13 protein-coding genes are annotated in these 14,610 nt (G+C 47.1%); 7 read left to right on the plus strand and 6 right to left on the minus strand.

All coding sequences use genetic code 11. The features are described from left to right. Positions 1-24 precede the first annotated feature (24 nt). Positions 25-2,373, minus strand: coding sequence for a UvrD-helicase domain-containing protein (locus tag J0M30_03070; GenBank protein ID MBN8666456.1), 2,349 nt, complete (start codon positions 2,371-2,373; stop codon positions 25-27). Further along, positions 2,333-3,223, minus strand: coding sequence for a hypothetical protein (locus J0M30_03075; GenBank protein MBN8666457.1), 891 nt, complete (start codon positions 3,221-3,223; stop codon positions 2,333-2,335). Before J0M30_03075 ends, J0M30_03070 begins: the two co-directional genes overlap by 41 nt. A gap of 324 nt (positions 3,224-3,547) precedes the next feature. Here J0M30_03075 and J0M30_03080 point away from each other — a divergent pair, with 324 nt between their 5' ends. From J0M30_03080 to J0M30_03090, 3 genes are read left to right on the plus strand one after another with little or no spacing between them, the layout of a single operon-like run. Then, complete coding sequence (locus J0M30_03080; GenBank protein MBN8666458.1) at positions 3,548-4,216, plus strand: hypothetical protein; 669 nt, start codon at positions 3,548-3,550, stop codon at positions 4,214-4,216. Between the two features lie 23 nt (positions 4,217-4,239). Then, the gene (locus tag J0M30_03085; GenBank protein MBN8666459.1) at positions 4,240-4,980 is read left to right on the plus strand and encodes a hypothetical protein; all 741 of its coding nucleotides are present in this window, start codon (positions 4,240-4,242) and stop codon (positions 4,978-4,980) included. Then, positions 4,919-5,575 carry a response regulator transcription factor gene (locus tag J0M30_03090; GenBank protein ID MBN8666460.1) on the plus strand — a complete coding sequence of 219 codons (657 nt, stop codon included), beginning with the start codon at positions 4,919-4,921 and terminating at the stop codon, positions 5,573-5,575. Before J0M30_03085 ends, J0M30_03090 begins: the two co-directional genes overlap by 62 nt. Positions 5,576-5,586: 11 nt before the next feature. On the opposite strand, the gene J0M30_03095 is transcribed toward J0M30_03090, so the two are convergent. After that, positions 5,587-5,880: a hypothetical protein gene (locus J0M30_03095; GenBank protein ID MBN8666461.1), complete on the minus strand. Its 294-nt coding sequence runs from the start codon at positions 5,878-5,880 to the stop codon at positions 5,587-5,589. A gap of 174 nt (positions 5,881-6,054) precedes the next feature. On the opposite strand from J0M30_03095, the gene J0M30_03100 reads away from it, so the two are divergent. Further along, entirely contained in the window at positions 6,055-6,441 is a 387-nt protein-coding gene (locus J0M30_03100; GenBank protein MBN8666462.1) for a hypothetical protein, read from the plus strand. A 14-nt stretch (positions 6,442-6,455) separates the two neighbouring features. Here the strand turns inward: J0M30_03100 and J0M30_03105 are convergent, their stop codons facing one another. The 3 genes from J0M30_03105 to J0M30_03115 all read right to left on the minus strand — a co-directional run bounded on the left by J0M30_03105 (position 6,456) and on the right by J0M30_03115 (position 8,234). Beyond that, complete coding sequence (locus J0M30_03105) at positions 6,456-7,148, minus strand: hypothetical protein (GenBank protein MBN8666463.1); 693 nt, start codon at positions 7,146-7,148, stop codon at positions 6,456-6,458. Between the two features lie 133 nt (positions 7,149-7,281). Beyond that, positions 7,282-7,833 (minus strand): phosphoribosylglycinamide formyltransferase, encoded by a 552-nt coding sequence (locus tag J0M30_03110; protein ID MBN8666464.1) that lies wholly within the window; start codon positions 7,831-7,833, stop codon positions 7,282-7,284. Between the two features lie 77 nt (positions 7,834-7,910). Beyond that, the gene (locus tag J0M30_03115) at positions 7,911-8,234 is read right to left on the minus strand and encodes a hypothetical protein (GenBank protein MBN8666465.1); all 324 of its coding nucleotides are present in this window, start codon (positions 8,232-8,234) and stop codon (positions 7,911-7,913) included. 253 nt (positions 8,235-8,487) lie between these two features. On the opposite strand from J0M30_03115, the gene J0M30_03120 reads away from it, so the two are divergent. The 3 genes from J0M30_03120 (at position 8,488) to nrfD (ending at position 14,581) form a co-directional block, all read left to right on the plus strand. After that, the gene (locus J0M30_03120) at positions 8,488-9,828 is read left to right on the plus strand and encodes a c-type cytochrome (GenBank protein MBN8666466.1); all 1,341 of its coding nucleotides are present in this window, start codon (positions 8,488-8,490) and stop codon (positions 9,826-9,828) included. A gap of 49 nt (positions 9,829-9,877) precedes the next feature. Beyond that, positions 9,878-13,054 (plus strand): TAT-variant-translocated molybdopterin oxidoreductase, encoded by a 3,177-nt coding sequence (locus J0M30_03125; protein ID MBN8666467.1) that lies wholly within the window; start codon positions 9,878-9,880, stop codon positions 13,052-13,054. A 72-nt stretch (positions 13,055-13,126) separates the two neighbouring features. Further along, positions 13,127-14,581: a polysulfide reductase NrfD gene (nrfD, locus tag J0M30_03130; GenBank protein ID MBN8666468.1), complete on the plus strand. Its 1,455-nt coding sequence runs from the start codon at positions 13,127-13,129 to the stop codon at positions 14,579-14,581. Positions 14,582-14,610: the final 29 nt, after the last annotated feature.

Consider the following 14,610-nt stretch of genomic DNA (forward strand, 5'->3'; position numbering starts at 1 on the left):
CTCAATCCTCAAATCCTGGTAAAATCAGGGTAGTATGCGGAGTTTCGCATAATTAAGCATGATCTTCTTCTCTCCGTTATGTTCAAATTTCACGGTGGCGATAGGATTATGGGCCGCGCCTTCCATTTTGATCACTTCTCCAAAACCAAACTTGGCATGTTCCACCTTCTGACCTGGCTGGAGGTTGGAGGTATCACTGGGTTCAAAATCCTTACTGGGAATATGTTCCACTGTTTTATGAACAGGCGGGTTTATGATTTGTGAAACGACAGAGCCGGTTTTCTTTGGCGGCGGGCCATACTTCTTTTCTGCTTCCTGTGCATTGTTTCCTCCAAAACCCCGGTTCATCCGTTCAAATGCCGAACCCATGCGGTTGTCACTGAATCCGCTGTTGCGGCTGCCGCCTCCGGCAAAGCTGCGGTCGAGGTATTGATCGGGGATCTCATCAATAAAGCGGCTGGGTTCATTTTGTACGAGGCTGCCAAAACGATAACGTGCATTGGCGTAGGTGATCCAGAGATTTTTCTTGGCCCGGGTGATCACTACATAGAACAAACGTCTTTCTTCTTCGAGTTCTTCCCGGGTATTGATGGAAAGGGCATTGGGGAATAACATTTCTTCCAACCCGCCGGCAAATACGCAGGAGAATTCAAGACCCTTGGCGGCATGGATCGTCATTAGTTTCACTGTATCCGCATCGGCATCTTTTTGGTCGGAGTCGGTCAGCAGGGTGATCTGTTGCAGATAAGCTCCGAGACTTTTATCTACCACTTCTCCATCTTCATTGTCCGGGCTTTCCACCCATTCTTTGATGGAGTTCAGTAATTCCTGGATATTCTCATAACGTTGGACCCCTTCGGTGCTTTTATCATTGAAAAGTTCCTTAACGATATTGGTTTGTTTACCAATATGAAAGGCTACTTCGTAGGCGTTTTGTTTTTCCAGCATGCTCCGGAAGCTCCGGATCATGGTTACAAATTCTTCGATGGACTGAAGCGAGGCCCCTTTGAATCCATAGCTCGATGCTTTTTCCAATACCTCCCACATGGAGATATTGTTTTCATTCGCCATGAGCACGGCCTTATCGATCGAGGTCTTGCCAATGCCACGAGCGGGATAGTTGATGATTCTTTTCAATGCTTCTTCATCACGGCCATTGACAACGATCCTGAGGTAGCCAACAAGGTCCTTGATCTCCTTGCGTTGATAAAAACTGATGCCTCCATAAATGGTATAAGGAATACCCATACGACGCAAGGCTTCTTCAAAGGCCCGGCTTTGCGCGTTGGTACGGTATAATATGGCAAAATCCTTATTCGCAAAGTGATTGCGGAGTTTTTGTTCCTGAATGGTATCCGCTACGTACTTCCCTTCTTCGTTGTCGGTCATGGTACGTACAAGACGGATCTTTTCCCCATCGGCATTTTCGGTGAACAAAACTTTTTCGATCTGGCCTTTATTGTTCTTGATCACTTCATTAGCTACGTGAAGGATACTTTTGGTGCTGCGGTAGTTTTGTTCCAGTTTGATGACTTTCACTTCATCATAGTCCTTCTGGAATTGCAGGATATTTTCGATCGTGGCCCCGCGAAAACTGTAAATGCTTTGGGCATCGTCGCCTACCACACAGACATTTTCGTGCATGGCGCCCAGCAGTTTGATGATCTCGTACTGGGCGGGGTTGGTATCCTGGTACTCATCGATCAGGATGTATTTGAATTTATGCTGGTATTTGCTCAGGCTGTCGGGGAAGACCTTGAGTAGTTCATAGAATTTGAGCAGGAGGTCATCAAAATCCATGGCGCCGTTCTTGAAACAACGTTTTACATAGGCGTCGAATATCTGGGCAATGGCCGGACGGTTGGCACGCATATCTTCCTGCTGGATATAATAATCGTTCGCGTATTCGGCGGGTCCAACCAGGGCATTTTTAGCGGAGGAAATGCGGTTATAAACCGTGGAGGGTTTATAATGTTTATCATCCAGGTTCATTTCATTGATGACCGTTTTCACCACGCTTTTTGCATCATCGGTATCATAGATGGTAAACTGGTTGGGGTATCCCAGTTTATGCGCTTCAGCACGCAGGATGCGGGCAAATACACTGTGGAAGGTGCCGATATAGAGGTTGCGGGCTTCGTTATTCCCGAGTATCCGTTCCACCCTTTCCTTCATTTCTTTGGCGGCCTTATTGGTAAAAGTAAGGGCGAGAATATTAAATGAGTCGACCCCGTTGGCCATCAGGTGGGCGATGCGGGTGGTGAGTACTTTTGTTTTTCCGGAACCGGCCCCGGCTACGATCATCAGGGGTCCGTTGATATGGGTAACGGCTTCACGTTGTCTTTCGTTCAAGTCCTTCAGGTAATCTTGCATGGGTGCAATTTACTGACTTCCCGACCTCCGAACTCAAATAACGGCCTGTGAAAAAGATGAAATGTTTGGGAAAAAGGAGTGGTTGGCTCCAGATGGTCAGGACAAAGGTGTGAAGCAGGCGTTTACCAAGCACTCTGAAGTAGGAGAGATTGATGGGGAGGCTGATGGTTCCTCTTTTTTTATCTTTTCGATGGTCGCTGAGATCATCGGCGATATTTAGCATACACTCCAGCCGGGAGAGGTAGGTCTGAAGCGGGAGATAACGCGGGCTGGCCGGATCGATAAGGTTTTCTTTAGTCAGCAATAACAGGAGAAACCGGATAGCGGCCTTTCCTTCCTCGTGCAGACAGTTCAGGATGGCCTGAGGTGTCTGGGCCTTAGATTTATCGATACCTGACCGGATGACGGCCAGGGAGAATGCGAGAAGCGGCTCGAGCAGGTTATTTTTCCGGCAATACGAATAAAATCGGAAAAGCATGGAAGCGGCAGAAGGTGGATAGAGGGCTGTTCCGATTTTGATGCACAGGGCGGAGAGATGCCAGGTAAAGGCTTCTTCCTGGTCATTCTCCGGAAGTTGATCAAAGAAGACCGGAAATTCCGACAGGAGTTTTTCTTTCTGGTCCAGGTCGAGGGCATCCAGGTGTGAATCAATGCAACAGGCGATATGCCCCAGGGTGGAAAACAGGGTATGGGTAGCTGGTTGATGGACAGTTAAGAAGAAATCCCCGATCATGGTTTGGGCGAAGGAGAGACAAAGTTCATAGCGCCTGTGTTTGCTGGTATCGACCAGGGTGTCGGCGGCGGTCGTACTATCGACCGAAGTACCAGTATATAGGCTAACAGACGGCATGGAATCAAATATAGTTTATTCGTTTTAGGAGGAAGGTAATTGGATGTTAAAGGTGTAACGAATGCCAAGTTAAATATGTTACGGCGACCGGAGGATACCCGTACCAGGGTATTTCCGGAAAACACCCCAAAAAAATCGTGTAAACAGTATTTGTTATTTTCTTCTTTTTATTCATCTTAGCATCCTGTTAAAATCACGATATCCATTGTATCCACGAATAAGGGTTGCCGATCTCCTTCCTTCCCTTTATAAGCCCCACTTCAGATCATTTTGAATTCGGAAACCCGAGAGGGGAAAGCCATTTTTAACCTGTAAACTTTATCCATGACTTCTGCATTATCCAATCAATTTGGATTATCCATTGGTATTGCGGCCTTTTTGGCCCTGCTTCGTGTCCGAAGTACGGATTCCTCATTTTATCCGGTTTATTTTTTTTGCTGGGTGGGATTTATTCATGAGTTGAGTGATTGGTTATTGTTGTCCGGGGGCTATTTCACATCCTGGAATGACAATGTGTACACATTGGTTGCGGTAGTATTGGTGATCTGGCAGTTTTGGGAATGGGGTTTATGGCGGGAGCGGGATTGGTTGTATCTGGTATTACTATCGGTGACTGGGTTATTTTGGTTAGTGGAAACCTGTATCCGACTGGATGGCACGGCGGTAAATTCCTGGTTTTGTTTATTTAGTTCATTGGGGGTGGTTTTGATGAGTATATGGTGGATCGGGGTTGTTTTTTACCGGGAGGATGAGTATTTGTACAAGAATCCGGTCTTTTTGATCTGTTTTGGGTTCATGGTTTATTATTCCGTTTTCATATTGGCGGAATCGTCCTGGATACCGGGGATGAATGATAGGGAGGATTATCGGCAAATGGTGTATAAGGTAATGGCTTGGGTTAAACTGGTTACGGCCATGCTATTTGCTTTGTCAGTTAGGTGGGTACCATTATGTAAAGATCACATATTGAAATTATGTTCAGGACGTCATTGATTTTCGGATTTATTCTGGTGTATATGTTGTTTGTTCTCTTGCGAGCCCACCGGAAATACCGGAGGGAGCAGGCGGAGCGGATTCGGCAGGAGGTGAATTCATTGGATAGTGCGATAGAGGAACTGGCCCGTGATATTCATGATGAGGTTTCATCTTCTCTGGCATTGATCACGATTGAATTTGGTCAAATAGAGCGGCAGGGGGTTCCATCGCGTGAGAGTATGGAGTCGATTCGCCGAAACCTGATGGAAGCGAGTATGATTACGGCGCGGGCAACGCGACAATTGGCTGGGAAGGATATCCAGATGGAAGGTTTGCAAAAAATGTTGTCAGATTTTATTGAACGTTGTCGCGAGACCCGGGCCATTCAGATCGACTTTCTATGTGATCTGGTGGATGAACCTGACGGGCAATCATCTTTACAGATCTACCGCATTTTGCTTGAATTGATTCAAAATGTGATCCGGCATGCACAAGCCACCCGGATAAGTATAAAAATGTGTACAGAAGGCAAGAACCTCTGTCTGCTGTTTCGGGACAATGGAGTAGGCATACCAAAAAAGGCGGGAGAGTCAGGACAGGGAGGCATGGGGAGGGCCAATATCCGAAAACGGGTGCGCTTCCTCAAGGGAAAAATGATAGACTGGAGTCTCCCGGGAAAGGGGACAGAGTATTTTATTGAATTACCAATTAATATACCTTATGACCAGACCAATCAAACTGCTGATAGCCGACGACCACTCTCTGTTCAGAGACGCGGTTAGGACGCTACTCAAAGAACAAAAGAGGATCGAAGTGTGTGCTGAAGCCTGTGATGGAAATGAGTTGATCAAACTCGCGGCTAAGCATAATCCGGATGTCATTATCACTGATGTACAAATGCCCGGTATGAATGGAATAGAAGCTTCGCGGATCATCAAGAATAAGTATCCGCTGATCCGCATCATTGCGTTGACCATGCACAGTGATGACTACCTGATTGTGGACATGCTCGATGCCGGTGCCTCGGGCTATGTTATAAAAGCAACAACCACCCAGGAATTGATGAATTCGATCATGACGGTGTATGAAGGGGGTAACTATTTTTGTCACTATACCTCTATTCAGTTGACCAACATGATCGCCCGGAGTAAATCACAAGTCATGGGTGGGTTGAGCAAAGCCAATTTTTCAAACAATGAGAAGGAGATCATTCGGTTGATCTGTGATCAAAGGGCCAGTAAGGAGATCGCCAGTATTACCGGACTGGCCCATCGAACGGTGGAGAAATACCGGGACCGGATCATGGAAAAGACCGGTTCCCGGAATATGGCAGGTATCGTTCTGTTTGCCATCCGGCATGGCATATACAAACCATAACCCGCTCACCCTTACCCCTTCTTTAACTTTACAACCAGTCGCCCGCGCTCATTGGCAAGGGCGATTATGGTTTTATAGGGGGCGGAGCCAATCTGTACACTATCAAAGGGCCGAACCCCCGCCAATTCAAAATATCCATCCGCATTGGTTTGCGTTTGCATGCCCGTGCGAAAATGATAAACCACCATACCCTTTATCGGATCATGGTCCTCATTAAACGCTTTTCCCTTTAACCGATAGGGAAAGAGCAAACTTCCCCCAATGCCTACGAGAATAGGCAAAAAGATGATTCCTTTCATTTTCATGATTCAGGTTTTAATGTAAAATGGATTATGAGCCTTTACCTAAGTCCAACGTTGTTTGCTCATGAAATAAGTGGAGTCAACAGGTGGTATTAAAAACGGATACTATACGGTACAAAAATATACACTTTAATGTATATAATGTATAATCAAAGTCTACTTTTTTATACACAATACTTGATTTCTTTAACCCCGGTGAAAAGTAAACGGACACATATACACCGGGGCCAAGCCCTGGCTGCCGCCGTGGAAATAACGGGACTGGGAAAGGAAGAAGTAGCTTCTAAAGCGGGGTATTCACGTTCGGCCTATTACAAACATATTGAGAACCCTCAGTTGGAGTATCATATTCTTATTGCCTATGGCCGCGCCATCGGTCATGATTTTACAGAAGAATTTCCAGATATGCCCCGGTATTCGCTCGAGGAACCGGAAGAGAAATACGCCCCACCTCAAAACCTGGCTGAGGCCATTCGATTATCTGAACTATGGAAGGATAAATACCTGGAATTGCTGGAAAAATATAACCGGTTGATTGAAGAGCGACTCTCGAAAAAAGGGTAGGGATCATTTATCCATCACTCCTCCCTTCTCAACTCACCTGCTTTCTTTCGAATTTGATAATCCTCAAACGCCTTTTTAATGTATAATTGAAAATCGTACTCCGGTGTGACGAGGGCAAAATCATAGTCGGGTTTGTAGAGCAGGATAAAGGTATCGAGTTCACCGCCCTTTAAACCAGTGAGCCGCACGATCAGGCCTTTGTTGAAACGGCTGTTGACAAAAGCATCGCGCTCATCTTCCAATAACCTTCGTTGAGTGGCCAGCATGCTCTTGTTCTTTCTGAATTGAAACATCCGGATGATCTCATTGATATCAAACCCAACCCCGGAGCTGCTCACCGATGGGCGAAGCTTGGCCTTTTCATATTCAAATATCTTGGCATAATCCAGCCTGTTCTGGATCGAGTCCATTTTATAATTACGTGGCTTTAGCCGGATCTCCTTTAAAACCGGAATCGTGATCTGAAGGGAAATATCAAACTGAGTCTCATTTTGAATCGCTGAAACCGCGTATTTCTGGGTAGGTTTACCCAGGTAGGAAAACCATACACTGTCGTTCTCGCTGACCAGGATCTCATATTTACCCTGGGCATTGGTGACCGCCCCGCGACCGGCACTACTCAACACGGTTACCGATTCCAATGGGAAAAACCGCGTGCTGTCATATACCACTCCTTTTAAATAGAATTGTTGGGCAGAAACGGGCAAAGTGCCCAGTATTTGCAAAATAATAAGCAGGATTAGGTATGAAAAAGGTCTTCTCAAGGAAGGCAAGTAACAAAAGAATTTGCAAATGCTATTGTAAAAATAGTCCGTTTAATCTGCGTCAAACTGATTTTGATTACACGGATGTAAGGAGTTTAACGGCTGCGGGGAAATGCCGGTGCTCCAATACCTGTACTTTTTTGGCCAGGGATTCCGGAGTGTCACCAGGTTCAATGGCACAAATGGCCTGAAGGATCACCTGGCCATGATCATATAGTTCATCCACATAATGAATGGAAATACCGCTTTCTTTTTCTCCCGCCGCGATCACAGCCTCATGTACAAAATGGCCATACATACCCTTGCCCCCATATTTGGGTAACAAGGCCGGATGTATATTAATGATCTGACGGGGGAAGGCTTTGATAAGGGTAACCGGGACTTTCCATAAAAAACCGGCCAGAACGATCAACCCGATACCCATTTTGTTTAACTCGGGCACATATCCATCACCACGCAGAAATCGCTCTTTGTCCAGAACCAGCGTGGGAATGCCGTTTCTTTCCGCAATGGCCAAAACCCCCGCATCCGGTTTATTAGAAATGATGAGGGCCACCCCCGGCACCTGTTCGATGATCTTTTGGGCGTTTGATCCTGTGCCTGAGGCAAATATGGCGATCTTGGTCATGATGCAAACCTATGAATTTGTTTGGAAGTCGGAGGTCGGAGGTCCGGGGTCCAAAGTCGAAGGTCCGAAGTTGGACACTAATTTTCGTCTTCCGACTTCCGACTCCGGACTTCCGACCCCCGACTTCCGACTCCGATTTTCTTCCCGATCTTCCGGATATATTTAATAAAAAATGAATATTGGCCAAAGGGGATGCTGACGAGTATTACAGCAAGTGGCCAAAGAAGGGTAATTAACAGGATATATAATACAGCCCAGATCCAGTCTGAGATATCGGGAACCAGGTTCATGATCTTCTTGCCAACATAACCCGTAAGGCTCCCGCCAAGGGCAAAAGTGCAAAGGATAAGCACGAGTTGACCCGCACCAACACCCCATTTCTTCTTTAGGTTTTCAAACATGTAATCTGAAATGAGCGGCAAAACTCGGGGAAAAAACCCATCTTTTCACACTATTCATGCGAACAGCAGCTGAGTTGACGAATTTCTGACAATCATTAAAAGATGTGATTGTCGAAAACCTCAAAATCCGCTGAAACGCAGTCTGGTACTCACTCAAAAAAAAATTAAACCTGTTGGTGTTTTGTTAATTTCCTGACTTATTTTTGCAGCCAACTCAGGAATTTTATCCACATTTTACAGATTAATTGCTTCTATGATTCTTTGTAAATCAATCGCTAAGAGACTGCCCATTCTAAGCATTTTTCTGGTTGTTTTTTCGATACAAAATGGCTTCGCGCAGGATGGTCAGCAGTTGTTCAAGAGCAATTGCGCCAGTTGTCACCACCCGCTTAATAATGGTACAGGTCCGGCCCTGAAAGGGGTTGATGGACGTGGCCCTTGGGGGGATCGTCAGAATCTGTATGACTGGGTACATAATCCAGCAGGGTTCATGGCGAATGACAAGTACGCACAGGGCCTGAAGGCGCAGTATGGTACGATGATGACAGGGTTTCCTGCGTTAAAGAATGAGGAGATCGACGCGATCATTGACTACGTCAACAATTTTGCACCGCCTGCTGCCGCCAAAGACGAATCTGCTTCTGGCGCTCCCGATGCTTCAAGCAGCCGGAATGCGTTGATCTTTGGGATCATTTCCCTGATCCTCGCCATCATCGCGCTGATCCTGATGCAGGTGAACAGCAACCTGAAGAAACTGAGTGATGATAAAGAAGGTATCCTTCGTCCGGAGCCGGTTCCTTTCTGGAAAAACAAAGTGTATATCGCCATGGGTATCATCTTCCTCTTTGTGGTAGGAGGATACTATGTGGTAAAAGGAGCCATCGGTCTTGGCCGCCAAACGAACTACACACCTGAGCAACCTATTTTCTATTCGCATAAAGTACACGCAGGTATCAATCAGATTAACTGCTTATACTGTCACGGTAACGCCTGGGAGAGCAAACATGCCGCGATCCCATCGACCAATGTTTGTATGAACTGCCATAAGAACATTCTGGAATACAAAGGCGGACCTATTTTCAATGCCGATGGAGAGGAAGTGGATGGAAATGCTGAATTGAAGAAACTGTTTACTTATGCCGGCTTCGATCCGTTGAACCCCAATGCCTGGGATGCAACTAAAGCCAAAGAGATTCCCTGGATCAAGATCCACAACCTGCCTGACCATGCCTATTTCAACCACTCCCAGCACATCCGTGCAGGAAATGTACAGTGCCAAAGCTGTCATGGTGAGATCACGGCCATGGATGAGGTAAAACAAGTAAATGAACTGAGCATGGGCTGGTGCGTGAACTGTCACCGCCAAACCAAGGTGAATTTCTATACCGTGGATGACCAAGGCAATGAAAGCGGAAATAAATTCTATAGCATTTACGAGAAATTCCGCCGCGATCTTCGCCCAGATACACTCAAAGACGAAAAAGGCCATTATTTACTCGATAATAATGGTAAATATGTAATCCATAGCGCCAAGATGGACAGCGTGACCGTGAAGGATATTGGTGGTCTTGAATGTCAAAAATGCCACTATTGATCCACGTGAGGTCACTTGTAAAAATTGTAAAAAACTCAAACCAAGATAAATGAGCGATAAAAAGTACTGGCAAAGTTTTAGTGAGTTGGCGAACAGTGAGGAGTATGAGAAAAAGATCCAGAACGAATTCCAGGAAGAACTTCCCTTTGAAGACGCGAACGGAAAAGGTTGGTTGGATGCCTCCGCTCCGCGTCGCGATTTCCTGAAATACCTGGGATTTAGCACAGCTGCCGCTACACTGGCCAGTTGTAAAACACCGGTACGGAAGGCCATCCCATTTGCCAACAAACCGGAGAATGTGGTTCCCGGAGTGGCAAAATACTATGCCACTACCTATGTGCAGGATGGAGATGTGATACCGGTATTGGCCAAAGTACGTGATGGCCGCCCGATCAAGATCGAAGGGAATACGCTTTGCTCATTTACCGAAGGTGGTACATCTGCCCGCGCACAAGCATCCGTGCTTGACCTGTATGATACCAACCGTCTTCGTCACCCCAAAGAGCGCATTGTAAAAGGAGATACCGTTAGTTATGAAGAGGTGCCTTCTTTTGAAAAATTGGATAAGACCATTGCCGAGCAATTGGCTGCCCTGGGAACAGGAAAAGCAGTATTGCTGACCAGCACCCTGGTTTCTCCTTCGACAAAAGCGCTAATCGTCCAGTTTCCAAACATTCAGCACGTTCAATTCGATGCTGATTCGTATAGCGGCATGCTGCTGGCCAACGAAGCCAGTTTTGGCAGCCGCGCCATCCCTTCTTATCATTTCAGCAAAGCCAAAGTGGTGGTAAGCCTCGGCGCCGATTTTCTGGCAACCTGGCTGAGCCCTGTGGAATTTTCCCGTGGCTGGTCCAAGACCCGCAAGATCAATGAGAAGAACCCGGAGATGGGTAAACACTATCAGTTCGAAAGCCATATGAGCACTACCGGTGCCAATGCCGACGAACGCTTTACACATCGTCCTTCTGAAACAGGTGCTGTAGCCCTGGCACTTTATGCCGCCCTGGGTGGCACTGCCAGTGCAACGGTTTCGGATAATGTGAAAAAAGGAATTGCAAAAGCCGCTGCCGACCTGAAAGCACATATGGGTAATGCCCTGGTGGTTTCGGGCAGCAATGATGTGAATGTTCAACTGATCGTGAACGCCATCAACAGCCTGATCGGTGCCTATGGTACTACCATCGATTGGTCATCTACCCTGAATTATCGCCAGGGTATCGATAGCCAGATGGAGCAACTGGTAGCAGATATGGAAGCCGGTACAGTGGGTGCGCTTATGGTACATGGCGCCAACCCGGTGTATGAATACCACAATGCGGATAAATTCAAAAAGGCATTGGCCAAAGTGAAACTCACTGTTTCTTTTGGTGAAAAACTGGACGAGACCTCTGAGCTCTGCAAATACATCATCCCTACACACCACTTCCTGGAAAGCTGGGGAGATGCAGAGCCTAAATCAGGATATTATAGCTTTATTCAACCAACGATCCATCCGCTTTTCAAAACCCGCTATATGCAGACCTCTCTGCTGAAATGGTTTGGCGACGGTACGGATTATGAAACTTATTTCCGGAATTATTGGACCGGTAAAGTAGCCAGTCTGGATGCTGCCCTGCAAAACGGAGTTGTTGAACCCGCCGCAGGTGGTGCCACTTCTGGTTCCTTTAATGGTGCAGGTGTAGCCGCTGCCGCTGCGGCGATCGGTGGATACAAAAAAGGCGGTGCCGCTGAACTGGTACTTTATCAAAAAGTATCGATCGGAACCGGTAAACAGGCCACCAACCCCTGGTTACAGGAACTGCCCGATCCTATTACCAAAGCGACCTGGGACAACTACGCCATGATGTCCATGACCATGGCCAAAGAATTACTGGGTCTTGATCTCACCGACAAGAAGAACGAAAAAGAAATCAATAATTACGAATTTTTCCCTTCCAAACCTGTTATCTCGATCAAAGGCAACGGTGGCGAAGCCATCAACCTGCCGGTGCTCGTGATTCCCGGAATGGATCCGCATACCATTGCGATTGCCGTGGGATATGGACGTTCGGAGAAGCTGGGTATGACCGCCGGTGGAACAGGTAAGAATGTATTTGGATTCAAATCCTTTAACGGTACAACAACGGAAATGATGAACGCTTCCGTTGAAGTAGCCAAGGTTAATGAAACCTATAAGATCGCGCAGACACAGATCCACGGTTCTTACGAAGACCGTTTTGAAGTAGTGCGTGAGACCACATTGGCCACCTTTAAGAAAGATCCCAACCAGTTTAAAAAATACCGCGAGAAACTCGCAGAAGATTTTGCCCCTAAAACAGGCGACTATCGCAAAGAAGCGACCATTTACCCTCAGCATACCCAACCGGGTTTGAAATGGGGAATGAGCATTGACATGAACAGCTGTTTTGGCTGTGGTGCCTGTGTGGTGGCTTGTAATGCGGAGAACAATATTCCGGTGGTAGGACGCAGCGAAGTGATGCGCTACCACGATATGCACTGGTTGCGTATTGACCGGTATTTTGTGACCGACGAACAAAATCCGGATGATGTAAAAGCAGTGGTGTTCCAACCCATGCTTTGTCAGCATTGCGACAATGCGCCTTGCGAAAACGTTTGTCCGGTAGCAGCCACCAACCATAGCATGGAGGGGCTGAACCAGATGACCTATAACCGTTGTATCGGTACCCGTTATTGCGCCAACAACTGTCCGTATAAAGTACGTCGTTTTAACTGGGCTGATTATACCGGAGCAGATAGCTTCCCGAATAACCAGGATCAGCAGATCGTAGGTAAACTTGATCCGGTGGTTCACCAGATGGGCGACAGCCTTTCCCGGATGGTATTGAATCCTGATGTGACCGTAAGAAGCCGCGGGGTGATTGAAAAATGTTCTTTCTGCGTACAACGTTTGCAGGAAGCCAAACTCACCGCGAAGAAGGAGAACAGGGTATTGGCCGATGGCGATGCCAAGACAGCTTGTATGACAGCCTGCCCTTCCGATGCGATCGTATTCGGAAATGTGCATGATGCCGAGAGCCGCATCACCAAGGTACGGGAGGAGAATGATCAGCGCCTGTTCTATGTGATCGAGCAGTTGCACACGTTGCCAAACGTAAGCTACCTGGCCAAGATCCGGAACACAGAAGAGATCATTGAATCCGGTGACCACCATGCAGCCGCGGAAGGTGAAGCCAAAAAAACAGAACATGCCGCGCCGGCACATTAAAAGAAAGTAAAGGTCAATTTCAAATAAGAAAAAAAGCCAACAGCGAATAGCTCACAGCTCAAAGTACACAACATGGCATTACTCAGATACGAATCTCAGGTACGGGCCCCATTGGTCGATGGTACAAAGGATTATCACCAGGTAACGGAAGATATCTGCCGTCCGGTGGAGGCTAGACCTTCCCGGCTGTGGTGGATCGGTTTCCTGATCTCCGTAGCGCTTCTTGTTTTTGGTATCGTTTCCGTAACGGTGGAGGTTATCTACGGTACGGGTCAGTGGAACCTGAACAAGACGATCGGTTGGGGTTGGGACATCACCAACTTTGTTTGGTGGGTAGGTATTGGTCACGCCGGTACCCTGATCTCCGCGATCCTTTTGCTCTTCCGTCAGGGATGGCGTACCGGTGTAAACCGTGCCGCGGAGGCCATGACCATCTTTGCGGTAATGTGCGCCGGTCAGTTCCCGATCTGGCACATGGGTCGTGTGTGGGATGCCTTCTTTGTATTGCCTTATCCGAATACGCGTGGTCCGTTGTGGGTGAACTTTAACTCACCCTTGTTGTGGGACGTATTCGCGATCTCAACGTATTTCACTGTATCTCTTTTATTCTGGTATTCCGGTTTGCTTCCCGATCTGGCCACACTGCGCGACCGGGCCAGGGAAAAGTGGAGAAAGATGTTTTATGGAGTGGCTGCATTTGGTTGGACCGGTAGTACCAAACACTGGCAACGGCATGAAGCGCTCTCGCTGGTATTGGCGGGTTTGTCAACTCCCCTCGTACTTTCAGTGCACACGATCGTATCATTTGACTTTGCCACTTCGGTCATTCCCGGTTGGCATACCACCATCTTCCCTCCTTATTTCGTGGCAGGTGCCATCTTCTCCGGTTTCGCCATGGTGCAAACCCTTTTGGTGGTTACCCGCAAAGTACTCGGATTGGAAGACTATATCACGATGGAGCATATTGACGTAATGAACAAGGTGATCGTGTTGACCGGTTCGATCGTCGGTATCGCCTATCTCACCGAGTTATTCATTGCCTGGTATGGCGCTAACTCCTATGAGTGGTACGCCTTCAAGGAGAACCGTGTAAACCTGAACTCACCCTATGGATGGAGTTACTGGATTATGATGGGTTGTAACGTATTGTCGCCACAGATCTTCTGGTTCCGCAAAATGAGAAGAAACCTGACAGTGACATTCTTCATGTCGATCCTCGTGAATATCGGTATGTGGTTCGAGCGTTTTGTGATCATCGTTACTTCCATCTACCGCGATTATTTGCCCAGTAGCTGGAGTACCTATTATACCCCCACCATCTGGGAGGTAGGGTTCTATATGGGAACATTCGGGTTGTTCTTTACCTGTTATTTCCTGTTCTCCAAATTCTTCCCGGTTATCGCGCTTGCGGAGATCAAGCATATCCTGAAGAAGAATGGAGAAAGCTTCAAAGCAAACATGGCACAACTGGAAACCCAGAAACCCGAGGAGTTCGGACACGATCATTCGCATGATCATGGCGCTTAATAATTAAAAGAAACTATTAAAGCTGATAT

This window comes from Chitinophagales bacterium, assembly GCA_017303415.1.
GTDB lineage: Bacteria > Bacteroidota > Bacteroidia > Chitinophagales > Chitinophagaceae > SpSt-398.